The following is a 23,101-nucleotide window of genomic DNA, read 5'->3' on the forward strand; positions in this document are numbered from 1 at the left end:
AATTAATCATGCCAAAAACGCTACAACATACCTACCTTTTTTTGCTTTTCATTATTTTTGCAGTCAAAAACGGCACTTAACTAACGCTTCGTCTAGTTATACTAGTCACTTTAGTGCTGCTCACGTAAACTGACGGTACTATTTTTTGACATTCAATCGTTTAGGAATTTGGTAACAACATGAAACGTATTCCAACAAATATTATTACTGGTTTCTTAGGCGCAGGTAAGACGACGTCAATTCTCTCGCTACTCGCACGCAAACCTGAACATGAAAAATGGGCTATTTTAATCAATGAATTCGGTAATATTGGGGTTGATGGCGCTCTATTAGAACAGCAAGGAGCCATCATCAAAGAAGTTCCTGGTGGCTGTATGTGCTGTGTTGCGGGCTTGCCAATGTCCGTAGGTATTAATGCTTTATTAGCACAAAAACCTGACCGCTTATTGCTTGAACCAACAGGTTTAGGGCATCCAAAAGAAGTGATACATAAATTAACATCAGAAAGCTACCGTAACTATGTTGATCTACGCGCAACAATTACGGTCGTCGATCCACGCCACTTTGCAGATAGCGTTTATACCGATAACGTTAATTTTCAAGATCAACTCGCATTAGCCGATATAGTCGTTGCCAATAAAATAGATCAATGTGATGACTTTGATTTATACACATTTCAAACTGCGATGGAAAAATCCGAGCCTAAAAAAGCCCTTATCGCGGAAGTTGAACATGGTCGACTTGAACTTGAATGGCTTGATATTGAACGTAGCGACCGTCAAGCACAACATAGCCACCACCACCATCATCACGATCAAGCAGAACCACTACCTGAATTAGAACTCGCCCCTGGACAACAATTCATTCGTAAAGAAAATCATGGTCAAGGCTATCACAGTTGTGGCTGGTTCTTTGCAGCAGATCAACTCTTTGAATTTTCAAAACTATTTAGCCTATTTTCTAATCTAAGTGCCAACCGTATTAAAGCGGTAGTGAATACTGAAAATGGCTGTTTTGCTTTTAATGTGGTTAATCAAGTTGTCTCAGTAAATGAACTCTCACTTGATGGGTTTGAATCACGCATTGAAGTTATTGATAGTGAAATTTTACCATGGGATGAACTTGAAAATATTCTCTGTTCAATCACTAAAAATACGGTAGCTAAATAGCTCGATTAATCCATCGTTATCGACTCATTGCTCATACCGATTGCAGTAATAGTGAGAAATTTTATTACTTTACTGCTAGGTTATAAAATAGAGCTCATAAAAAGAAGGGAGCACAGATGCTAAACCCTAATACTGCTAAGACAGTGATTGATCACGCCCTATTTCTTGGTGCTGATTTTGCTGAGTTATTTGTTGAACACCATCAATCCAGTTCTGTTCAGCTTATTTCAGCTGATATTGATAAAGTTAATTCCGGCATTGATTTTGGTATTGGTATTCGTCTGTTTTTTGGACATAAAGTCCTCTACGGTTACACCAATAGCACTGATGAAGAAGAACTAAAACGGGTTACTACTTTATTGGCAGCCAAAGATAAACGCGATCAAATATTAACCGCAGGCTCTTTAAATTTAAGCCGTTATAGCAATAAACATAGCTGTCAATTACCGCTAAGCCAAGATACTAATATGGCAGCTAAAATTGCCTTTTTACGCCAAGCTGATCAAGCAGCTCGCGCTGAAAACGAGAAAATCGCCCAGTTTATTGGTAGCGTTGCACAACGTGAACAACAAATTGAGATCTTCAATTCCGATGGTCTCCATATTGGCGATACCCGTCACTATACCCGTATTTCAGCGAATGCTGTCGCACAAAATGGTACCGAACAATCAACAGGTTATGAAGCGCCAGGGGCGTTTACTGGCTGGGAATTTAATACCCATCTTGACGCTCAAAAACTGGGGCATGATGTTGCACAACAAGCCATGGTTAAACTGTTTGCTGATGCCTGTCCATCCGGTGAAATGCCCGTCATTATTGGTAACGGCTTTGGTGGAGTGATCTTCCACGAAGCCTGTGGTCACTTACTTGAAACCACTTCTGTTGCTAAAAAAGCCTCAGTTTTTTACGATAAAATGGGCGAAATGATTGCCAATTCTGTCGTAAATGCAGTGGATGATGGCACCATGATCAATCAATGGGGATCGATTAACATTGATGATGAAGGCATGGAAACCCAACGCACTCAATTAATTAAAGACGGTAAGCTGACTAGTTTTATGGTCGATCGTATGGGGGGCTTAAAAACAGGATTTGCACGTACGGGATCAGGTCGTCGTGAATCTTATAAGTTCGCCCCGACTTCGCGTATGCGTAATACCTTTATTGAACCTGGCACAAGCACTCTTGATGATATGCTAGCCGGCGTTGAACGAGGTATTTATGCTAAAAAAATGGGCGGTGGCTCAGTTCAACCGGGAACCGGAGAATTTAATTTTGCCGTCCAAGAAGCCTATTTAGTTGAAAATGGTAAAATTACTAAACCACTAAAATCAGCCACATTAATCAGTACAGGGCCAAAAGTGCTAAAAGAAATTAGTATGGTAGGTAATGATTTCGCCCTTGCCGCTGGCATGTGTGGCTCCGTCAGTGGTTCTGTGCCAACAACTGTCGGTCAAGCGGCATTAAAAGTGGATAATATCCTTGTGGGAGGTGGCAACTAATGACAGATCAAAACACACTACAACAAGCTATCGATTACGTACTTGATCGCGTTAAAGCACAAGATGCTGCCGCCGATGTCATTGCAAACCGCAGCAATAATTTTTCATTAAAAGCCAACCAAGGTGAGCTTGACGAATACAAAGTAACATCAGGTCAAGTCATTGGTGTACGTATCATTAAAGATCAACGTACCGCTACCAGTTATTCCGAATCTCTTGATGTCGCAAGTCTTGATTTAATGATTAATAATGCGTTAATCAATGCTCAATATTCTCAACAAGATCCTCATCAGAGCATCAGTTGTCTCGATAGTCGATTGGCAACAATTGAACCTGAAGTCTACCAAATAGAAACAGCAACAGTTGATGACAAAATCGCACTAGCATTATCCTTAGAGCAAGGTGTTGTTAATAAACCCCACGCAACCAGCGCACCTTATAATGGTTTTGCAGAATCTGACAATCATGTCATTTTAGCAAATACCGAAGGGACATTATGTACTCATAACGAACGTTCAACTTATTGCTATGCTTATACTCTGTATGAAAAAGACGGAAAACAAGCCATGCATGGTGGTATGTCATCAGGGCGCTTATTTAACCAATTAGATTCGACTTATTGTATTAACCATGGTTACGACATGGCACAAGCTTTATTAGATGGAGCACCAATTGCGAGTAAACATTACTCAGTAATATTTACCCTGAGTGCTTTAAGTAATCTATTTTCAGCTTATGGTATGTGTCTCTCAGGACAGGCAGCAATGAAAGGGATTAACCCTTGGCGTGACGCACTTTTCACGCCAGTCGCAAGCCCATTACTGACCATCACTGATACTGCCTATGTTAATGGTGGTTTTGCAATTAAAGCATTTGATAGTGAAGGATTTTCCACCTGTGACACGTTATTAATTGGCGAAGGTAAATTACAAAGTTTATTGCATAACAGCCATACCGCTAGCTACTTTGGCATTGAAAATACAGCCAATGCCTCACGCTCAGCAAAAGGTGGGTTAGGTGTCGGCGGATCTCATACCGTAATTCAGACAGGAAGTAGTTCAAACGCTGAAATTACTGCTGGCGAATACCTTGAACTCGTCGAACTACAAGGCGTCCATTCTGGTGCGGATGCCGTTAGTGGTGACTTCTCATTTGGTGCTAGTGGTTTTCTGTGTCGTGATGGAAAACGCCTACAAGCTGTACGTGGTATTACTGTTGCTGGTAATTTTTACCAAATGATCAAAGAAATTGAGGCTGTCGGTAATCAACTTGAAAATGATTATAGCCGTAGCTTCTATGCCCCTAAAATCCGCTTTACTCGATTGAATATTGCAGGGAAATAATACAAGTATTAATAATAAACCTTACTGATATTTATATTCAGTAAGGTTTTTTTGCGCTAACTCAAATACTTGTCCATTTTCATCTACGCAACTAACAATCTCTGTTATTAGATTTAAAATATTTTACAAAATGCGCTAACATAGGAAAAAACCTAATAAGAATAAGACCATGAATCTTACAGCCATTGCAACGCTACAAATGAATAATAAGATGTTTGCCAACCCGCGTCGAATTGCACTATTAAAAGCGATTGATACAACAGGGTCGATTAGTCAAGGCGCTAAATTAGCAGGTATTAGCTATAAAGCAGCATTTGATGCAATTAAAGATATGAACACCAATAACGAACAGCCATTAGTTAACTGCGAAAAAGGCGGTAAAGGCGGCGGTGGAGCAACGCTGACACGTTTTGGTCAACGTTTAATACAAATGTATGATCTTCTAAATAAAATCCAAGATATGGGCTTACAAGCACTTAATGATGATAATGCACCACTTGATAGCCTACTCGGTGTCATGAGTCGTTTTTCATTACAAACCAGTGCGCGTAATCAATTGTTTGGCCATATTAGTGCCATTGAAACCCATGATCTGCATGATATCGTAACGATTGCAATTACAGACCAACACCATATTAAAGCGACCATCACCCACGGTAGTACCTTGCGCTTACATCTAAAACAAAATAAAGATGTAGTAACCTTAATCAAAGGGCCTGCGATTACAGTTTGTAGTGAAGCAAACTTAATTCATGGCAAACGTGATCGATTTGACAACCAATTACTTGGTACGCTTACTGCAATGAAACAAGATCACCAATCAACTGAGATTACCATTAGTTTAACGGATGAGATTAGTATTTGTGCTTTTGTTGATAATCAAGATTTAATGGATGAAACCTTGCGTTTAGGGATGCCAATTTACGGTCTATTTCATTCAACCCACGTTATTATTGCGAGCATGTGCTAGATCATGAATTAATACTCAACAATAACCTAATGCTCAAAGGAATGAGCGAATAAGATTAATGCTTTATTTTTATAAATCTAAGCCACATTCTTCTGAAAAAGCATTGTAATTAAATCCTTGTCTTATGCAATTAGTAAAATGCGTGTAGTCTTCATATTGCTGAATAATAATTAAGCCACAGCCAATAAAGACAAAAAGCAGCGTTAATATATTCAACCAAATTTTTTTCTGCTTGAGTGAACATAAAAAAAGCGTAACGGATAATGGCACACAAGCAATGCTCACAAACCAAAGTGTCGTTGATGAAAATATCATTCTTTATATAACCATTAAAATACAATTATCACTACTAGCATTTTAACGCTTTTTTGTTCAATTATTCGTTTTAATTTTAAAAAATATACTTATTTGACAAGAAAATAACACAAATAAAGATATATTTAAAAATATCGATGCTTATATGAACGTTTCTCTCATTGAATATACATCATTGTGCTTATTAATAATTAACAACCAATAAGCACAATGATTATAAAATAGTTCAATCACCATTAAGTACTAAATAACAAGTCCACCATCTACTTTTAATACTTGTCCAGTGATGAAACTTGATTGGGAACTTGCTAAAAACAGTGCACTATTGGCAATATCTTGCGCTTTACCCATTCTTTTTAATGGTGTTTTTGATGTCATATGATTAATAACTTTTTCAGGCAAATCAACAGTCATCGGTGTTTCTACAAATCCAGGTGCAATACAATTTGCACGAACTTGTGCACCTTTACGTGCAAACTCTTTTGCCCATGACTTTGTCATTGCAATAACACCCGCTTTGGTGGCAGCATAATTTGTTTGCCCAATATTACCGTCAGTTCCCACTACTGATGACATAGTAATAATTGAACCAATCCCCGCTTGCATCATTACAGGAGCAATCGCTTGAGTCATATTAAAGACGCCTTTTAAATTAACGTCCATGACCAGATCCCAGTCAGCCTCTGTCATTTTATCGATTAAGTTATCACGGGTGATACCAGCATTATTAACTAAAACATCAATATGCCCATATTGCTCTGTCAGTTGTCTCACCGCTTCTGCTACTCCTTGGCGGTCACAAACATTAAGCTCAAGTGCGGTAACATTTGGAAACTGCTGCTCTAAATCAGCCATCATTCCCATATTCATATCACAAGCTATAACACGTGTCGCATTTTGACGAGCAAATGTTTCAACAATACAACGACCAATTCCTTGGGCTCCACCCGTCACAAGACAAACCTTACCTGTTAGCATATTTTTCCCCTTAATATTATCGTCCTACAATCAAATTAAAACTTAGCGCTCAACATTCAGTTTAGATAACTCTCACCTAAACACTCACCTCAATATCACAAGACACAATTGCAAAAATGAGACAATATGTTCAAAACAAGTCACAAACAAGTGCAACACTACGCATAATAAGTATACTCTAATTGTCATTCATGCATACAAATCAACCAATTGTTACAGAGAAAATGATGTTAGATAAAATTATTTTTTTTCTTCATGTTGTTCGATGTCAATCAGTAACAGAAGCTGCAAAGCAGTATGGTATTTCAACATCCGCAGGTAGTCGCTGGATCACTGAGCTTGAAGAAATAATGGGAATAAGCCTTGTAAAGCGTACAACTCGTAAAATTTCAGTCACACAAGCAGGACAACATTTATTTCAACAATTCACACAAATAAATAATCAAATTACTGATGTCTTAAATGAAATTCAAAATCTAAGTCAAGAAGATAGTGGCACCATTAAAATTGCAAGCACGCCACTTTTCGCTAAATATTATTTAAGTGACATTATTGGTGAGTATGTCAGTGATAATCCAAACATTAATTTCGTGGTCATTGAAACCGCTTTTGAAGTGGATAATGTTCATGAGGTTGATTTTGCGATACGCGCTAATGCAACGTATCGAGGTTTTCAAGACAAAAATAGCTTATTAGTTAAACGGACATTATTACGTGAACCACTAAAGGCATGTTGCTCTCCCGCTTATATTGCGCGTTACGGACAACCCGTTATACCTAACGATTTAAAAAAGCACTTATGCTTATTCGCAACGACACTAGTGGGAGGAAACCGGTGGATTTTCGAGCAAGATGGTGAATACAACTCAGTACAGATTTCACGTACTGTTGAAGTTGATGATAGTGAGATTTTAAAGAGAATTGCACTCGCTGGCGGGGGTATAGCCTATTTACCCTATAGTTTAATTCAAGATGAGTTACAACAGCATAAATTAGTATCGGTGCTTAACAACTATATTAGTAGCGAATTTGAGCTAAGCCTATATTACAAACCAAGAAAACATATGCCTGCCCGCTGTGCTAATTTTAAAGAATATTTATTAAAACGCGTAACAGAGATAAACCTGCACCGTAACTGTAATGTTATTTAGTGTTAGCAAAAAAAAGGCACAAAAAAGCCAGACTTTCGTCTGGCTTTTTTATCACACTAGCGCAAATTATGCATCAGTACGTGGTTTGCGGTCACTCGCAGGACGTGCTGCAGCACCATCACGGTTACCACGGTAACCACCACGGCTATCATTGCCACGGTTGCGATCGAAACGACGCTCGCCACCGCGCTCACCGCCACGGTTGCCATCACGGCTACCACGATGACCAGTACGCTCACCACCGTTACGATTGTCACGGTTGCCTGTACGTGGACGATGTTCACGTAACACTTCACCTTCAACAACTACTGCTTTAACGTCATTCTGGCGAATACGTAATTTCTTCAGTTGCTCAGAAACTTCTGCTGTCATCTTCTTAGGAAGTTGAACAAAAGTATGTGAAGGAGCAAGTTTAATTGCACCGATGAACTCTTTGCTTAAGCCAAGTTCGTTTGCGATTGCGCCAACGATATCTTTAACTTGAACACCTTGCTCACGACCAACTTGTAACTGGTAAGTATCCCAATCAGCGTTATTGAAAGTGCGACGTTCGCCACGCTCTCCACCACGCTCACCGCGACGGTCGCCACGATCAGGACGGTCACCACGACGGTCGCCACGATCATCACGGTCACCACGACGCTCACGACGTTGTGATTCACGCTCGATAGCTGCGATCATTGGATCTGGACCTTTATAGAATAAAGGACGGTTACCTTGTTGGCGCTGAAGAAGCATTGCAGCTAGTGTTGCTGCATCAACATCGATTGACTCTTGTAGTTTCGCTACTAGTTCAACGAATGCATCAACATTTGTTTGTTCTTTCTGTGCAGCTAGTTCTTCACCTAAACGGTTTAGACGAGATGCAGCAACTAGATCACGTAGCGGAAGTTGGATTTCTTCCATACGAGACTTAGTAACACGCTCAATAGTACGTAGCATGCGGATTTGGTTAGTACGAACCAATAGGATCGCTTTACCTTCACGTCCAGCACGACCAGTACGACCGATACGGTGAATGTATGATTCAACATCAAATGGGATATCGTAGTTGAATACGTGTGTAATACGTGCAACGTCTAGGCCACGTGCTACAACGTCAGTTGCAACTAGAATATCAATCACACCACGTTTGATATGGTCAACAGTACGCTCACGTAGCGACTGAGGAATATCACCGTGAAGTGCCGCAGCTTTAAAGCCACGAGAAGATAACCAATCAGCTAGACGCTCAGTATCTTGACGAGTACGAACGAATACGATTGATGCATCTGTGTTTTCAGTTTCAAGAAGACGGCTCATTGCTTCGTCTTTCTCTACGCCTTTAACAACCCAAAATTGTTGAGACACTTGAGATACAGTACGGTTTTCACCTGCAACGTCAATGCGTGCTGGTTCACGTAGGAAGCGATCAACGATTTCTTTAACGATTGGAGGCATAGTTGCAGAGAAAAGTACACGTTGTGCAGTTTCTGGTGCTTGTTCCATGATCCAAGTAACGTCGTCAACGAAACCCATTTTTAGCATTTCATCAGCTTCATCAAGAACGAAAGTAGATACTTCGTCTAGGTGAAGTTGCTTACGTGAAATAAGGTCTTTAACACGACCCGGAGTACCAACAACAATGTGAGCACCATTTTTTAGTGCACGCATTTGATCAACGATAGAAGCACCGCCGTAAATCTCAAGAACCTTAAGGCCTTTGATATTTTGACCAAGTACTTTAATTTCTGCAGCAACCTGAATTGCAAGCTCACGTGTTGGAGCCATAACAATAGCTTGTGGCTTATGCTGAGAAAGATTTACTTTGTTCAATACAGGCAACGAGAACGCTGCTGTTTTACCAGTACCAGTCTGTGCTTTACCAAGCGCATCCGTACCAGTTAGAAGTAGAGGTATTGACGCCGCCTGGATAGGTGTAGGCGAAACGAAACCCATAGAGTCTAGTGCGGATAATAGTGTGTCGGCCAAATCTAGTTGGCGAAATTCTGTAACAGTTTCTTGCATTGGGATCCCAATATATGATCAACTTAAAAACGGGGCCCCTTTGCTACAGAGGGTTCTGCAACAGCAACCACTAGCACGGGCCTCGACTAATAGGGGGCGTATTGTGGGCTAATACTTGATAAAAAGCCAGAAAAAATTGAACAACGTCACAAAATAACTCACAAACACCCATTTATTGAACAAATAGTACAGCTGATAAACATCCCATGATTTTGTATAGATTATCAATTGACTATGTTGTTGAAAATACGAGCAATCCAACAATGTAAATCTCGTCTTCTCATCTTAAACCTACTTTTGTAATTAGATTAGGGTAATCATTTGTTAGCACTTTTATATTGATCGTTATCTTTCCTACTCTTTATATAAGTTAATTTCCCATATTAACCTTCTTATTTATCTTCTCTTCTAAAAAAATATTATTACTTATTGTTTTTAAATGGTTTTTAATGGTTAGTTACTCACTTTATGCTGTTCTTTTCGTTGACCGATAAACCCAAAAAATAAAATACAGCACTTTTGCTTACTCTTTTATTCAGAATTAACATTTTCACTGTTATTTATATTAATCATCATATCTTGTCATAATTTATTTACTTCATATCATAAAATACAGAAATTTAAACATAACTAATTGATTTTATAAAAAATACCAATGTAATATGAAAATTAAAACAGTCAAATCTTGGTTTTATATGACCAAAAACGTATAGTGTCTATGTCGATAATCTGAGACCAGACATAATGTTTCAAGATAACCCGCTGTTAGCACAGCTAAAAAAGCAAATACAAGAAACACTTCCTAAGAAGGAAGGTTATATCAAAGCAACAGATCGTGGCTTTGGCTTTCTAGAAACTGATAACAAAGAAAGCATCTTCATTCCACCGGTATATATGAAAAACGTTATGCACGGTGATCGTGTTATCGCCGTTCTTCGTACCGAAAAAGAACGTGAAGTTGCTGAACCACAAGAACTTGTTGAACAATCAATTACACGCTTTATTGGTCGTGTAAAACTGATTCGTAATCGCTTGCATGTCATTCCAGATCACCCTCAATTAAAAGAAGCGATTAAGGCACAAGCAATAAAAGGCCTTAATCCAGAAACATTAAAAGAAGGTGATTGGGTTGTTGCTGAGCTTACTCGTCACCCTCTAGCAGGTAGCAATCAGCCATTTTTCTGCGAAGTAACTAAAAAAATCACTGATAGCAATGACAAAATTGCACCATGGTGGGTTACGCTTGCTCGCCACCAGCTACCTAATGCAGAGCCTGCTCCGCAAGAAAGCTGGACAATGTTAGATGAAGGCATTGAACGCCAAGACTTAACGGATTTACCATTCATTACTATTGATGGTGAATCAACTAAAGACATGGATGATGCTTTATATACTGCCGCTAAAGATGACGGTAGTTATGAAATCACCATCGCGATTGCGGATCCTACCTCTTACATTGCTGTTGGCGATAAGATGGATGATGAAGCGCGTGAACGTGGATTTACTATTTACCTTCCGGGCCGTAATATTCCAATGCTGCCGCGTGAACTAAGTGACGAATTATGCTCACTTATCGAAAATGAAAAACGTCCAGTTTTATGCTGCCGAGTTTCTATTGATAATACGGGTGTTATTCAAGACGACATTACGTTCTTTGGCGCATGGATCAAATCTCAAGGTCGTTTATCTTACAATAATGTGTCTGATTTCCTTGAAAATGGCCATTGCGACGATTGGACACCAAGCCCAATCATAGAACAACAAATCGTTGCTCTACAGGGTTTTGCAACCTTACGTTCAGATTGGCGTATGGCAAATGCAGTGGTATTCCCTGATCGTCCAGATTACCGTTTTGAATTAAGTGAAGATAACGACGTTGTCGCTATTCATACAGACTTACGTCGTATTGCTAATCGCATGATCGAAGAAGCAATGATCACCGCCAACATTTGTGCGGGTCGTGCTTTACAAGCGAAATTTGCAACGGGTGTATTTAACGTTCATAGCGGTTTCCATCAAGAAAAAATTGATACTGCCATGGAGTTTATTACCAACGCAGAAGCGCCGTTTACTAAAGAAGAAATTGTTACTTTAGAAGGCTTCAGTGCATTGCGTCGTTGGTTAAACACGCTAGATAGTACCTATCTTGATAACCGTTTGCGTAAATTCCAAGCTTATAGTGAAGTGGCTAATACGCCGGCACCACACTATGCAATGGGACTGGATGTTTACGCAACATGGACATCACCAATTCGTAAGTACGGCGATATGATCAATCACCGTTTACTGAAAGCGTTAATCACCGGTAATGAACCGACACAAACGCCTGATGACAATGTTGGTGATGAAATTGCTAACCACCGTCGTCATCACCGCATGGCGGAACGTGATGTGTCTGATTGGCTATATGTGCGTTTACTTAAAGATGCAGTAAAAAAAGAAACTGTTTTTAAAGCTGAGATCTTTGATATTAATCGTGCAGGTATGCGTGTACGTCTACTTGAGAATGGCGCAGCAGCCTTTATTCCAGGTTCGCTAATTGTTGATAACAAAGAGCGTATTGTATGCAGTGGTGAGCTTGGCATTATTAGTATTGATGGTGTTAAAGAATACCAACTTGGCGATACCTTTGATGTGAAATTAGCAGAGGTTCGTACTGCAACACGTCAATTAGTCGCAAGACCTGTACAGCAATACCCTGCTCCAGGGGTAGCTCCTACCGCAGAGAAAGCAACAGACGATCAAGAAAAAGCATAACGATATTTATCTGCTTTACCGCTATACAAGGCCAGTATTTACTGGCCTTTTTTACATCTTTCATCCTATTATGCCATTATAAATAATTCATAGAAGTCAGCTCTCAATGTCAAATCATATTCCAGAAAGCGATAACAAAAACAACAACACGCCAGAACAAATCCAACTTATCGAGCACCAAGTAAAACAGTGGCTTGAAGATGTTGTCATCGGTCTTAATTTATGCCCTTTTGCTGCCAAGCCTAACCGTAATAAACAAATCAGAATATTTGTCAGCGAAGACAATAATGAAAATGATCTGCTTGAAACTATTTACATGCAGTTCAAAGAATTAGATGAAACACCAGCAGAAACACTGGAAACCATTTTAGTTGTCGCGCCCTACTTATTTAAAGAATTTGATGATTACAATCAATTTCTCGATCTTGTTGAAGGGCTTGTGGTGCAATTAGGTAAAAGTGGTACTTATCAAATTGCCAGTTTCCATCCTGACTACTGTTTCTATGGTGCAGAGCCTGATGATGCAGAAAACCTCACCAACCGTTCACCGTATCCTATTTTTCATCTTATTCGTGAAGAAAGTATGGCAAAAGTGATCAAACACTACCCTAATCCGGAAGCGATCCCTGATCGTAATATCGAATGTGTTGAAAGTTTAACCCCAGAACAAATGCGTCAGTTATTTCCCTACTTAATCAAATAACTCTATATTTTCTTCTCATTATAACTTCGTGAAGCAATAACCCTAAAATGACGGCAATATCGAATTATTGTCGTTATTTCTTTGTTATATTAATGACCTACTCTATGTTTAATTTAGGGCTTCTTGTTAAATGTTGTTATTGTCACGTTTGCACTCACCAAATACCCGCTTTGTTCTGCCCTTTGTTATTTCTGTACTAATGATTATAGGCTATCCGTTATTCACTCCTTTAATAACGACCTATTCTCAACTCTGGATCAACCTGCCATTTATATTATTAAGTGCTGTTGTCATCTTAAATTACAAGCTGCCTCAAGCTCAAAGTGGAATCATTGCGATTGTTATGCTGATCGCTTATAGCATTATTATCTATTGGTTACAGATCTCATTAGCCAACACTGATACCAAATTAATTTTTTGTCTGTTAGCTACATTCTTACCCATTAACCTTTTATTGTTACGGTTTATTCATCTACCTAAGCTGCTATCATTAACGACCGTAATACTACTGTTAGGGCTTAGCATCCAATGTATTATTGGTGCTGTGATTAGTAACATCTATCAAGAAGATTTTTTATCTTGGCAGCACATTCATCTCTTTACTTACCACAATATTTCCTCACTACCACTGATCTTAATTATATTTAATCTTGCTATCAGTTGCGGTGCTGGTGCATTAGCCGTGAGATACCACCATCGTATTGATCGTCATATTTTTATATGCTGTTTATTAACAACTGTCACTTTTATTTTTTTTCATTACCCTTTTATATCAAGCAGTGCCTTCATCCTCTGTGCGCTCTTTCTATTAAGCGATCTTGGCTATTGTCGCTACCAACAAAATTTCCACGACCCACTCACTCAACTGGCGGATCATCGCGCGCTCGCACAAAAACTGCCACTTCTACACCACGATTGTATAATTGCAGTCTTAGATATTGATAATCCAACCAATATCATTGATAAACATCAACCATCAGCAATTAATGATATACAACGTTCTATTGCTGTCATATTAGAGAAACAGATTCAACGTTCACAATATCTCTATTTTGCATCACAGCAATTTATTGTGATTTTCGAGCATAAAAAAATAGCGGAATGTCAGCAAATAATAGAACAACTCCAACAAGCCATTGGCTCAGAAAAACACACGATAGAACCACCGATCATCAAACCACTGCCAGAACAATCACCAGTAAAAATTAAAAAAACACGGAAAAAATCCATAAAAGTTAGTGTCAGTGCCGGAATATGCAATGTCAATATCGACCAAAGCGCAACGACAGTATTACAGCTAGCTATTGATGTATTACACACGGCACGCCAAAAAAATAAGAAAAAGCATCAAATTTATGTTGCGGAGAATAATCCAGAGATATTACTTTAACGATAATCAATTACTCAATAATAAATAAGCAATTAATTACACTAATCGATTATTTGAAATTTTGGTATAAAATAATATGAGGCACTAATTAATAATCAGTAACTGGATGGGAGAATTAAAATGAACAATCAAGATAGAATTGAAGATATGGAACAAAAAATATCCATTGCCTATCAAGAGGGTCATTTTGAGCAAGCTAAAGCCCTTGAGAAAACACTCAAGCGTATTCGTGGACACCATAATTTATACGATGAAAACGAACCATACTCCCTTGAAGGACGCATTTTTACTGATGATGAATAGCATATCAATGGATAAGTAAGGGTCAGTATCCTTACTTATCCATTACAGACTTCATAATGAATAAATAACAATAATATAAACAACTAGCCATTACTATTGTGTCTCCGTACCATGTGTTTTTTCATGTAAAATAACCCCCGTATATAAATCCATTTCTAACTCAACAGCCTCGCCCCCTTTATTGCGTGCTTTTACCGCAATTTCATTGTGCTTACGTTCGATTTTTATCATTCTAAAATCATAATAACCATCAGATTCCAATTGTTGCATTGCACTAGGTACGCTTAGCATATTAACGGCACTAGTATCGACAGGATCAGCATGAGCAATATAACTTTGTAATAAGCAACACATGCTACTACTAATAAATAACACCTTAACATTTCTGATCACTTGTCCTCCTTAATAGCACACTGACTAGAGCTAGCATAAACCATTTAGATATTATCTCTTCACTATATAAAGCAAGAATCACACCAATAATTGATATAAAACAGCCCGATTTTATCTTAATTAAGCCATAAAAATACAAGTGATACCGTATTTGAACGCAATGATATCAATAAAAAACCATATCAGCAGTAACCTATAATAACTTATCGCATTATGGCAATTGCTCGCAAAAATACTATCATTATGCATAGTGCTATTAATATTGCAGAACAATAGGCTCATTTACGCCGAACTGAGTTTACATCATTATTCGATCTTAAAAAGCTAACCCAAAGTGACGCTACAAAATAATTATTGTGCGCCCCACTTTAATATAAAACATCGTTCAATATTTAAGCATTAACACTTTGAATGTGAATATTAGGCAATAAATCACGGTCATTACTTGTTCAATAGTAAAACTGGATGTAACGTATAATATAAATAAACGTCAGTTCAACATTTTGAACTGGGTATCTCTTACAAGCAAAGAGCATTATTAATGAAAAAATTTGTTTTAGCCGCAGCTATCGCATCAACACTTTTCTTAGCAGGCTGTAGTGATAAAGTTGACGAGTCCACAATTACTAATGTTGTTCAAACAAGCCAATATGAACAACCTAATCTAGGTATTACTGCAAAAACAACACCTTTTGAAGTAAAAAACCTCAAGATCACTAAAGTATTACTTGATACTAAAACAGATTACAAAGCAGACGTAAGCTATGATTTAGTTGCTAATAAAAGCTTAGATGAGTTTAAAAGCTCAATGAAAGCCCTAGCAGCAAAACCAAAAACACCTGCGACAGATACGACTGCGGACACAACAACAGACGATATGTCATCAGCATTACATACTCTAAAAAACAATCTAGCAGCAGAAGTAATGGTTGTTGCATTTAGTGCGAAATATGGTGACTTTAAAGCAGGACAAACTGTTGATACTGTTAATGAAACCGTATCATTGAAAAAAGTAAACGATCAATGGGTTAAAGATTAGTTCTTCCCCATCAACATAAAAACCGTCATTAATGACGGTTTTTTTATAGCTGCATTATAAATAGAGCTATTTTTACTTTATCACTCTATTAAAAGGTGACTATCTCACTTAAAAGTAGAGCAAATCACCAAACTCAGTTAAAGTTATTTATAGATAGATTGGTATTATAAGGAAGAATATACGATGAATCTTACTCAAGCTGTAGTGACAGTACCTTCACATATGGTACCTGGTGGTATGCCTCATCCAAATCTTAAGCAATTGGGGTTCCATGATTTTGAGCGTTGTTCGATCGTCGATACAACCAAACTAACCCAATTTAAGTTTTCAACACCAGCCCTAAATGCAACTGAAGCCCAATTTGACGCAGCTATTGAGCAATTTATTTGGCTTTTTGCCAAAGGTACACCTTATGTTATTGATAAGGCCTTTGTCGATAAAACACCTGATAGCCACCACCGTTACTATTACACCAATAATAAGCGCATTTGCGAAGTGATCCGTTGATATACACTTAATGGCCAATCTATCGTATTCATTCTAGATTGGCCACTAAAGACAATCTTTCTCTTATCACACTACAATTGCGCCAAAATACCATTATCAGATTGCATTCGTAGCCAATCTCCATCTGCTTTTAATAATAATAAAGTACCATCAATATTGACTGATTTTTCAGTTAAGTGATTTAACTGATGGGTATTATTTCTAAACACACGCTTTAAATTTGTTCCTAATAGCGTGTTCATATAATGTTGTAAAGCGGCATCTTTTTGAAACACCACAATGGTGCTATCTGCTGATTGAATGTGTATTTGTTCAATATCCATCACAACAACCTGCTGCTTTGCTAATTCAGCAGCAAGGTCAAGGTCGTTGATACAATTTGTTGTAATAGTCACTACCGTGTTACTCATCGCCATTTCCTATTGAATAGATATCTATCGTAACGATAAATTACACCTTCAATTATAGAAATAACATAAGATCATTTTTATATTGCATAACCCTGCCGTATTCAGCAAATACTCACCATCAATGGATCACGTCATCGAATGTAGTAAAAACAACACTAGAACATCATAAAAATGTCATCGTTATTTCCTACTCTGATAACTCATTACATACTGACGATAAATAGATCAATAAAGAAAGAAGGGATCACACTTGCCATTTACAACTCAAACAATAACCAATAGCAATATAACGATGCCATCTTATCTTGCTATTTTTGATTTAGATGAAACGCTCATTGCCGCAGACACCACCCACCTATGGCATCATTTCCTTGTTGAAAAAGGGCTTGCTCCACCGTCATTACTTACACATGAAAACACCATGATGGCTGCTGATGCTAAAAGCTCACTGAATATGAGCAGTTACATCACCACAACACTTGAACCACTAACAGGAAAAAGCCTTCACACAATAAGACACCTTGTTGATGATTTTATTCGTGAGGTAATTACGCCAGCAATATATCTACAAGCACTTGAGCGTATAGAATGGCACCGAAAGCGTGGTGATCATCTTTTGATTATATCGGCGACAGGCGAACATCTGGTTAAGCCAATAGCAACGTTCCTTGGCATTGACGATGTTATTGCGATTGAAATTGAACAAAATCACGGTGTCTATACCGGAAAAACAACAGGTATATTAAGTTTTAAAGAAGGAAAAGTTGAGCGCTTAAAGCGATGGTTACAACAACAAAACCACCGTTACAAAGGCTGTTATGGCTACAGTGACTCCATTAATGACTTACCCCTGCTTAACTTTGTCAATAAACCATTTGCTGTTAATCCTGATCCCGCTCTTGCTATGCATGCTCAAATGCAAGAATGGACGATAATGGATTGGCGTCATGATAATAATATTCTTCGCTAATGCTTTGTTGGTCATTATTACTATAGATTCATCTTAATTACGCAACTAACTTAGTATAATTCACGCTTTACAATGAGAATATGTTAACAGACGATAAATATATTCTTTATCTCTACTTGATAATACATTTTCAGTACCCATTTACAGATAGTAACAAACTAAATTAAATTTCTTGTAGCAAACTATAGATGTAGTACAGCGAACGTAATACAGTATTCGCGCATTCTATTTCGATTTACAAATGATAATTATGTATTCATCATCTGTTCAATGTTGCTATGAGAATACTATAATTTATAAGCAATCTTATTTAGCAAGGCTGATGTTAGGAAACAACCATCAACCAAGTAACGGTACACCCTACCACTGACAGGGTATTGAGAAGGTAATAATCATGACTCCACAAGAAAAAGAACTTATTCAAAGCGTTGCTGCTAAGCTTCAAAAAAGCCCTGAAAGCAAGAAAGATGCGGAAGCAGAGCAATTTATTAATACTGAAATTGGCGCACAGCCAGATGCAATTTACAAACTAACACAAGCAGTACTTGTGCAAGAAATGGCATTAAAGCAATTAAAAGAAAAGAACGATTACTTAGAGAAAAACGCTGAGTATTACAAAGAAGAATCAAACCGTGGCACAATGAGCCGTATGTTTGGTGGTTCTCGTCAAGCGCCACCACAACCGCCACAACCACCTGTTCGCCAGCCAAGTGCTTTTGGTGGTTTCATGCAAACGGCTGCAGGTGTAGCTGCAGGTATGGTTGCAGGTAGTGTGATCAGCAATATGTTGTTTGATGATAAGCCAGCAGAAACCGCTGCGGCTGAACCTGCGCCAGCAGCAGATGCGGCAACGGATACAACAGCAACAGATACTGCACAGGCAGATACCGCGGCAGATGCAACAACCGATCCACAGGCTGATGATTCAAGCTTCTTAAATAATGATGATTCAAATAGCTTTGCATCTGATTACACTGGCGGGTTTGGTAACTCAGGCTTCGGCGATGACAATAGTGGCTTTGGCGGCGACGACAGTGGCTTTGGTAATTCAGGCTTCGGTGGTGATGACAGCGGCTTTGGCAACGATGATACATTCGCTAATAATAGTGGCTTTGGTGATACCGATGGCGGCTTTGGTGGCGATTTCGGTGGCGACGACGACGACTTCTAATTTTGTTGTCACTCACTACACAAAAAGAGCGTTTATACGCTCTTTTTTTATGGGTTTTATTACCTGACGTGATCATTCACTTCTTGGTGCTATTATGTAGCGATATCCGTTTACAAAATTTACCGTCTTTATTTTAGAATTTCCATGGTGACATTTAATACACCAGTACGCGTGTTACCAATTGTTTTAAATGCTGAACGTGATAAATCAATTATCCGCCCACGAATAAAAGGGCCACGATCATTAATCGTAACAATCACACTTTTATGGTTACTGATATTGGTTACTTTTACTTTGGTACCAAAAGGCAATGTTCGATGCGCTGCGGTGAGCTTTCCTTGATCAAAAATTTGTCCATTTGCAGTCTTTCGTCCTTGGAACATATTGGCATAATAGGACGCTTTACCATAAATAATCTTTGAAGACGACGGTACTGATACAGGTTTAACGTCTTTCTTATACTCAACAGGCTTTACAATTAACACTGGACGTTGAGTATCAATTTTTACGGTTTCTTCTGGAACATCAGGACTAGCACAGCCTGACGCTACAACAAAAAGAACAACACTCACCCCCCAATAACGCCTCATAGATCCATTCATACCCATAACCTACAGTAACTTATCTTATACGACAGTCAGTTATAAAATAACGTATAACAATTAACCATATGTTAAATATTACCACTAAATGTAACGTGCAATACTAAAATTACTCATTTACGCTTTTAAAAATAAAAAAAACCGACATCATTAATAATGTCGGCTACAAAAAGGAATAATAAAACATACTGTTATCTAACCATCCTTTATTTCTACTTCCATTGTAAAAATAAGCAATGACAATATACATACAGCAAGTTACATACCACTATTTTATATTCCATATAATTTTGCTTAAACCTGTATAGATGCTGCTTTTAAACATGAAATTAACCACTAAAGCGTATTATTTAACACTGTCGTATCGCAATATCATTAGCAAAATGCATCACATCATTATTTAGCCACTAACAGTCTCAAAGCATGCACTCCATACTGTCCAAGGGGAGTAAATACCAGCATAAAAATACTAATATTGGTTAAAATGGTTAACCACAAGATCGCCTTAAATGGCTGTTTCTGAGATTTATGCCGTAATATTTTCTGTGCCCACAAAGCACCGGGCCAACCACCAGCCAAGGATAACAAATGTAAACTTGCTTCTTTAGTGCGCCATGCATCTTTGCTCGCGGCTCTTTTATCATGCGCATACACGGCAAAAGTTACAATGCTCAAACAGACATAACCAATTAACACCCAATATGGACATCGAGCTAGCCATACCCATCCCGCAACTAATGCTAGAAATAACACACTAAAACCTTGAGCTTTACTCATTGGCGCAGTGTATTTATCTAGCCCTGAATGAGCCTTAACAAACATGACAGATTTTGCTGATTTTTTACCTTTATGATCAGTACTAAGCTCATAATAAACATGTTCATTCATTCGTGGTCGACTTTGACGATCACTCAACGCACTAATATGAAAAAACACATTATCACCACCATGCTGGGGTTGAATAAAACCAAAGCCTTTTTGATGGTTCCATTGCACAACAGTACCTTTATATTTCATGCTTTACCTATTACTTTACACTGTAAACAGAACGGAGATTAATTAACGACAAATAACAAGTAACATCATGAATTATCGATGTTTTATTATAATAATTACCAATAAACATGTAACTTAATGGTGGGTATAACGATATACACAGCTGTAAACCTTTTTTTGCTATCAAGTTAATACTTTCGTTATTAAAAATATCACAATTGTTGAGTACGGTTAAAGTAATGCATACAATAACTACACACCCTCTTCCATTATTGTTACTAAAATAATCGTCGTTAACCACGGCTTAATACTCATCTATACATCTCGTTAATTTGCTTATTGCGCCTTTCATCAATTAGGTGAACCATGCTTAAACGCTTTTTAAAACACTTTGAAAATTTCACAGAAGCATTTCCAAAACAAGATCCAGAGCAACCGCCACAAGGTATTATTGCTTTTTGTCGATACTATAGCCGTGGATTTGAAAAACCATTGCTTATAATGGCATTGCTAAGTGCGACAATTGCTATTTTAGAAGTGGTGCTGTTCGGCTTCATGGGAAAATTGGTCGATTGGCTCACCGACAGTGATCCTCATACCTTTCTTGCTCAAAATGGCAGCAGTTTATTCTGGTTGGGATTAGTGATTTTGGTCGTCATGCCAACTCTGGTTTTGATTTCATCATTAATCACCCACCAATCGTTACTGGGCAACTACCCAATGTCGATCCGTTGGCTTGCACACCGTTATTTACTCAAACAAAGCGTATCGTTTTATCAAGATGATTTCGCGGGTCGTATTGCAACCAAAGTCATGCAAACCTCGCTGGCAGTACGTGAAGCGGTAATGAAAACAGCGGATGTGTTTGTTTATGTCGCTGTCTACTTTACATCATCACTGGTTATTTTAGCGCAAGCTGATTGGCTGTTAATGCTCCCAATGTTGTTTTGGCTAGCAGCTTATGTGTGTATCCAACTTTATTTTGTACCCAAACTTAAACACATTGCAGCACAACAAGCAGATGCGCGCTCAACCATGACTGGCTCAATTGTTGATAGCTATACCAATATTTCAACGGTCAAATTATTTTCTCATGATCAGCGAGAAACAGAGTATGCCGAAAAAGGCATGAAAGGCTTTTTAAGTACTGTTCATCAGCAAATGCGGTTAGTAACGGGGTTTAACTTTTGCGTTCAACTCACCAACTATACCCTACTGTTTACTATTTCTGCGATCTCGATTTATTTATGGATGCACAGTGCAATTCAAGTCGGTGCGATTGCGATTGCTATCAGCCTCGCACTGCGTATTAATGGTATGTCAATGTGGATCATGTGGGAAGTTGGCGCGTTATTTGAAAACATCGGAACAGTGGTTGATGGTATGAAAACCTTATCAAAACCGATTGCTATTGAAGATGCTGCTGATGCTAAACCATTGGCAGTCACTCAAGGCGGCATTGAATTTGACGATGTTAGCTTTCATTATGGCGAAAATAAAGGTGTGATCAGTCATCTTAATCTCAACATTAAACCCGGTGAGAAAGTCGGTTTAGTCGGTCGTTCTGGCGCAGGTAAATCAACCTTAGTTAACTTGCTATTACGCTTCCATGATGTTGAAGGTGGTCATATCCGTATTGACGGTCAAGACATTACCGCAGTGACTCAAAACTCATTGCGCAGTAATATTGGCATGGTGACTCAAGATACTTCCCTATTACATCGCTCTATTCGTGAAAATATTCTCTATGGCGCACCTGATGCGGGTGAAGATCGGTTATTAGCAGCAACCCGTCAAGCACATGCGCATGAGTTTATTGAAACGCTCACCGATTCTTTTGGTAACGTTGGCTATGATGCTCAAGTGGGTGAACGTGGCGTTAAACTTTCTGGTGGTCAACGTCAGCGTATTGCTATTTCACGAGTCTTACTTAAAAACGCGCCAATATTGATTCTCGATGAAGCCACATCAGCGTTAGACTCTGAAGTAGAAGCGGCGATTCAAGACAGTCTTAATGAGTTAATGCAAGGCAAAACAGTGATTGCAATTGCGCACCGTTTATCGACTATTGCCGCGATGGATCGTTTGATTATCCTTGATAAAGGTCAAATTATTGAGCAAGGCTCCCATGCTGAGTTATTGCAGCAAAAGGGGATTTATGCGCAGTTATGGGCGCATCAGACCGGTGGGTTTATTGGTGAGCAGGATGTTTCAGTGACGGCTAATGATTTGAATCAGAATATATAGCTGTATTTGATCCCCTTTAACACTAAGCCGCTGATTTAGAGGCTTTTTTTGAATTATCTTTGACAATGCTCAACTTCTTTTTAGCATTAACTGCCATGATATTTTCAATATTTACTTATGTAAGTTCGCTTAAGCTTGTCCAACACTTCAAATAGGTGTTAGCTGTGCGACACATATC

The 23,101-nt window shown here is 38.4% G+C and carries 20 protein-coding genes; 14 read left to right on the forward strand and 6 right to left on the reverse strand.

Annotated elements, in window-relative coordinates:
* Positions 1 to 179 precede the first annotated feature (179 nt).
* The 4 genes from OC457_RS16165 to OC457_RS16180 all read left to right on the forward strand — a co-directional run bounded on the left by OC457_RS16165 (position 180) and on the right by OC457_RS16180 (position 4,984).
* Complete coding sequence (locus OC457_RS16165) at positions 180 to 1,169, forward strand: CobW family GTP-binding protein (RefSeq protein ID WP_080175622.1); 990 nt, start codon at positions 180 to 182, stop codon at positions 1,167 to 1,169.
* A 116-nt stretch (positions 1,170 to 1,285) separates the two neighbouring features.
* Positions 1,286 to 2,671 carry a TldD/PmbA family protein gene (locus tag OC457_RS16170; RefSeq protein WP_080175621.1) on the forward strand — a complete coding sequence of 462 codons (1,386 nt, stop codon included), beginning with the start codon at positions 1,286 to 1,288 and terminating at the stop codon, positions 2,669 to 2,671.
* Positions 2,671 to 4,014 carry a TldD/PmbA family protein gene (locus tag OC457_RS16175; protein ID WP_080175620.1) on the forward strand — a complete coding sequence of 448 codons (1,344 nt, stop codon included), beginning with the start codon at positions 2,671 to 2,673 and terminating at the stop codon, positions 4,012 to 4,014. Before OC457_RS16170 ends, OC457_RS16175 begins: the two co-directional genes overlap by 1 nt.
* Positions 4,015 to 4,183: 169 nt before the next feature.
* Positions 4,184 to 4,984 (forward strand): TOBE domain-containing protein, encoded by an 801-nt coding sequence (locus OC457_RS16180; RefSeq protein WP_080175619.1) that lies wholly within the window; start codon positions 4,184 to 4,186, stop codon positions 4,982 to 4,984.
* 558 nt (positions 4,985 to 5,542) lie between these two features.
* Here OC457_RS16180 and fabG read toward each other — a convergent pair.
* A complete protein-coding gene (gene fabG / locus OC457_RS16185) occupies positions 5,543 to 6,277 on the reverse strand; it encodes a 3-oxoacyl-ACP reductase FabG (RefSeq protein ID WP_080175618.1) in 735 nt (244 codons plus the stop codon).
* A gap of 227 nt (positions 6,278 to 6,504) precedes the next feature.
* Here fabG and OC457_RS16190 point away from each other — a divergent pair, with 227 nt between their 5' ends.
* Entirely contained in the window at positions 6,505 to 7,428 is a 924-nt protein-coding gene (locus OC457_RS16190; RefSeq protein WP_080175617.1) for a LysR family transcriptional regulator, read from the forward strand.
* 66 nt (positions 7,429 to 7,494) lie between these two features.
* Here OC457_RS16190 and OC457_RS16195 read toward each other — a convergent pair whose 3' ends face one another.
* A complete protein-coding gene (locus tag OC457_RS16195) occupies positions 7,495 to 9,435 on the reverse strand; it encodes a DEAD/DEAH box helicase (protein WP_080175616.1) in 1,941 nt (646 codons plus the stop codon).
* Positions 9,436 to 10,179: 744 nt separating this feature from the next.
* Here OC457_RS16195 and OC457_RS16200 point away from each other — a divergent pair.
* From OC457_RS16200 to OC457_RS16215, 4 genes are all read left to right on the forward strand, one after another.
* A complete protein-coding gene (locus OC457_RS16200) occupies positions 10,180 to 12,192 on the forward strand; it encodes an exoribonuclease II (protein ID WP_080175615.1) in 2,013 nt (670 codons plus the stop codon).
* A gap of 106 nt (positions 12,193 to 12,298) precedes the next feature.
* On the forward strand, positions 12,299 to 12,895 hold the full coding sequence (locus OC457_RS16205; RefSeq protein ID WP_080175614.1) for a DUF1415 domain-containing protein: 597 nt from the start codon (positions 12,299 to 12,301) through the stop codon (positions 12,893 to 12,895).
* 130 nt (positions 12,896 to 13,025) lie between these two features.
* Positions 13,026 to 14,285 (forward strand): hypothetical protein, encoded by a 1,260-nt coding sequence (locus OC457_RS16210; RefSeq protein WP_080175613.1) that lies wholly within the window; start codon positions 13,026 to 13,028, stop codon positions 14,283 to 14,285.
* A 120-nt stretch (positions 14,286 to 14,405) separates the two neighbouring features.
* Positions 14,406 to 14,588 (forward strand): hypothetical protein, encoded by a 183-nt coding sequence (locus OC457_RS16215; RefSeq protein ID WP_080175612.1) that lies wholly within the window; start codon positions 14,406 to 14,408, stop codon positions 14,586 to 14,588.
* Positions 14,589 to 14,681: 93 nt separating this feature from the next.
* Here the strand turns inward: OC457_RS16215 and OC457_RS16220 are convergent, their stop codons facing one another.
* Positions 14,682 to 14,981: a PepSY domain-containing protein gene (locus OC457_RS16220; protein WP_235866973.1), complete on the reverse strand. Its 300-nt coding sequence runs from the start codon at positions 14,979 to 14,981 to the stop codon at positions 14,682 to 14,684.
* A 541-nt stretch (positions 14,982 to 15,522) separates the two neighbouring features.
* Between OC457_RS16220 and OC457_RS16225 the strand changes: the two genes are divergently transcribed.
* Together OC457_RS16225 and OC457_RS16230 are read left to right on the forward strand one after the other, a co-directional pair.
* Positions 15,523 to 16,020, forward strand: coding sequence for a hypothetical protein (locus tag OC457_RS16225; protein WP_080175611.1), 498 nt, complete (start codon positions 15,523 to 15,525; stop codon positions 16,018 to 16,020).
* 183 nt (positions 16,021 to 16,203) lie between these two features.
* A complete protein-coding gene (locus tag OC457_RS16230) occupies positions 16,204 to 16,527 on the forward strand; it encodes a hypothetical protein (RefSeq protein WP_080175610.1) in 324 nt (107 codons plus the stop codon).
* 71 nt (positions 16,528 to 16,598) lie between these two features.
* Here the strand turns inward: OC457_RS16230 and OC457_RS16235 are convergent, their stop codons facing one another.
* Positions 16,599 to 16,937 (reverse strand): hypothetical protein, encoded by a 339-nt coding sequence (locus OC457_RS16235; protein WP_080175609.1) that lies wholly within the window; start codon positions 16,935 to 16,937, stop codon positions 16,599 to 16,601.
* A gap of 250 nt (positions 16,938 to 17,187) precedes the next feature.
* On the opposite strand from OC457_RS16235, the gene OC457_RS16240 reads away from it, so the two are divergent.
* Together OC457_RS16240 and OC457_RS16245 are read left to right on the forward strand one after the other, a co-directional pair.
* Complete coding sequence (locus tag OC457_RS16240) at positions 17,188 to 17,907, forward strand: HAD family hydrolase (protein ID WP_235866972.1); 720 nt, start codon at positions 17,188 to 17,190, stop codon at positions 17,905 to 17,907.
* Positions 17,908 to 18,301: 394 nt separating this feature from the next.
* Positions 18,302 to 19,078, forward strand: coding sequence for a DUF2076 domain-containing protein (locus OC457_RS16245; protein WP_080175607.1), 777 nt, complete (start codon positions 18,302 to 18,304; stop codon positions 19,076 to 19,078).
* A gap of 128 nt (positions 19,079 to 19,206) precedes the next feature.
* Here OC457_RS16245 and OC457_RS16250 read toward each other — a convergent pair whose 3' ends face one another.
* Both OC457_RS16250 and OC457_RS16255 read right to left on the reverse strand, forming a co-directional pair.
* Positions 19,207 to 19,680 carry a septal ring lytic transglycosylase RlpA family protein gene (locus tag OC457_RS16250; protein ID WP_235866971.1) on the reverse strand — a complete coding sequence of 158 codons (474 nt, stop codon included), beginning with the start codon at positions 19,678 to 19,680 and terminating at the stop codon, positions 19,207 to 19,209.
* Positions 19,681 to 20,076: 396 nt separating this feature from the next.
* The gene (locus OC457_RS16255; protein WP_080175606.1) at positions 20,077 to 20,697 is read right to left on the reverse strand and encodes a DUF1294 domain-containing protein; all 621 of its coding nucleotides are present in this window, start codon (positions 20,695 to 20,697) and stop codon (positions 20,077 to 20,079) included.
* A 345-nt stretch (positions 20,698 to 21,042) separates the two neighbouring features.
* Between OC457_RS16255 and OC457_RS16260 the strand changes: the two genes are divergently transcribed.
* Positions 21,043 to 22,923 (forward strand): ABC transporter ATP-binding protein, encoded by a 1,881-nt coding sequence (locus OC457_RS16260; protein WP_080175605.1) that lies wholly within the window; start codon positions 21,043 to 21,045, stop codon positions 22,921 to 22,923.
* Positions 22,924 to 23,101: the final 178 nt, after the last annotated feature.

The organism is Photobacterium toruni (assembly GCF_024529955.1).
Lineage (GTDB): Bacteria > Pseudomonadota > Gammaproteobacteria > Enterobacterales > Vibrionaceae > Photobacterium > Photobacterium toruni.

Excerpts from the sequence above, each read along its gene's own strand:
- OC457_RS16165 (WP_080175622.1), top strand. The coding sequence starts at position 180 with ATGAAACGTATTCCAACAAATATTATTACTGGTTTCTTAGGCGCAGGT.
- OC457_RS16170 (WP_080175621.1), top strand. The coding sequence starts at position 1,286 with ATGCTAAACCCTAATACTGCTAAGACAGTGATTGATCACGCCCTATTT.
- OC457_RS16175 (WP_080175620.1), top strand. The coding sequence starts at position 2,671 with ATGACAGATCAAAACACACTACAACAAGCTATCGATTACGTACTTGAT.
- OC457_RS16180 (WP_080175619.1), top strand. The coding sequence starts at position 4,184 with ATGAATCTTACAGCCATTGCAACGCTACAAATGAATAATAAGATGTTT.
- fabG (WP_080175618.1), bottom strand. The coding sequence starts at position 6,277 with ATGCTAACAGGTAAGGTTTGTCTTGTGACGGGTGGAGCCCAAGGAATT.
- OC457_RS16190 (WP_080175617.1), top strand. The coding sequence starts at position 6,505 with ATGTTAGATAAAATTATTTTTTTTCTTCATGTTGTTCGATGTCAATCA.
- OC457_RS16195 (WP_080175616.1), bottom strand. The coding sequence starts at position 9,435 with ATGCAAGAAACTGTTACAGAATTTCGCCAACTAGATTTGGCCGACACA.
- OC457_RS16200 (WP_080175615.1), top strand. The coding sequence starts at position 10,180 with ATGTTTCAAGATAACCCGCTGTTAGCACAGCTAAAAAAGCAAATACAA.
- OC457_RS16205 (WP_080175614.1), top strand. The coding sequence starts at position 12,299 with ATGTCAAATCATATTCCAGAAAGCGATAACAAAAACAACAACACGCCA.
- OC457_RS16210 (WP_080175613.1), top strand. The coding sequence starts at position 13,026 with ATGTTGTTATTGTCACGTTTGCACTCACCAAATACCCGCTTTGTTCTG.
- OC457_RS16215 (WP_080175612.1), top strand. The coding sequence starts at position 14,406 with ATGAACAATCAAGATAGAATTGAAGATATGGAACAAAAAATATCCATT.
- OC457_RS16225 (WP_080175611.1), top strand. The coding sequence starts at position 15,523 with ATGAAAAAATTTGTTTTAGCCGCAGCTATCGCATCAACACTTTTCTTA.
- OC457_RS16230 (WP_080175610.1), top strand. The coding sequence starts at position 16,204 with ATGAATCTTACTCAAGCTGTAGTGACAGTACCTTCACATATGGTACCT.
- OC457_RS16235 (WP_080175609.1), bottom strand. The coding sequence starts at position 16,937 with ATGAGTAACACGGTAGTGACTATTACAACAAATTGTATCAACGACCTT.
- OC457_RS16245 (WP_080175607.1), top strand. The coding sequence starts at position 18,302 with ATGACTCCACAAGAAAAAGAACTTATTCAAAGCGTTGCTGCTAAGCTT.
- OC457_RS16250 (WP_235866971.1), bottom strand. The coding sequence starts at position 19,680 with ATGAATGGATCTATGAGGCGTTATTGGGGGGTGAGTGTTGTTCTTTTT.
- OC457_RS16255 (WP_080175606.1), bottom strand. The coding sequence starts at position 20,697 with ATGAAATATAAAGGTACTGTTGTGCAATGGAACCATCAAAAAGGCTTT.
- OC457_RS16260 (WP_080175605.1), top strand. The coding sequence starts at position 21,043 with ATGCTTAAACGCTTTTTAAAACACTTTGAAAATTTCACAGAAGCATTT.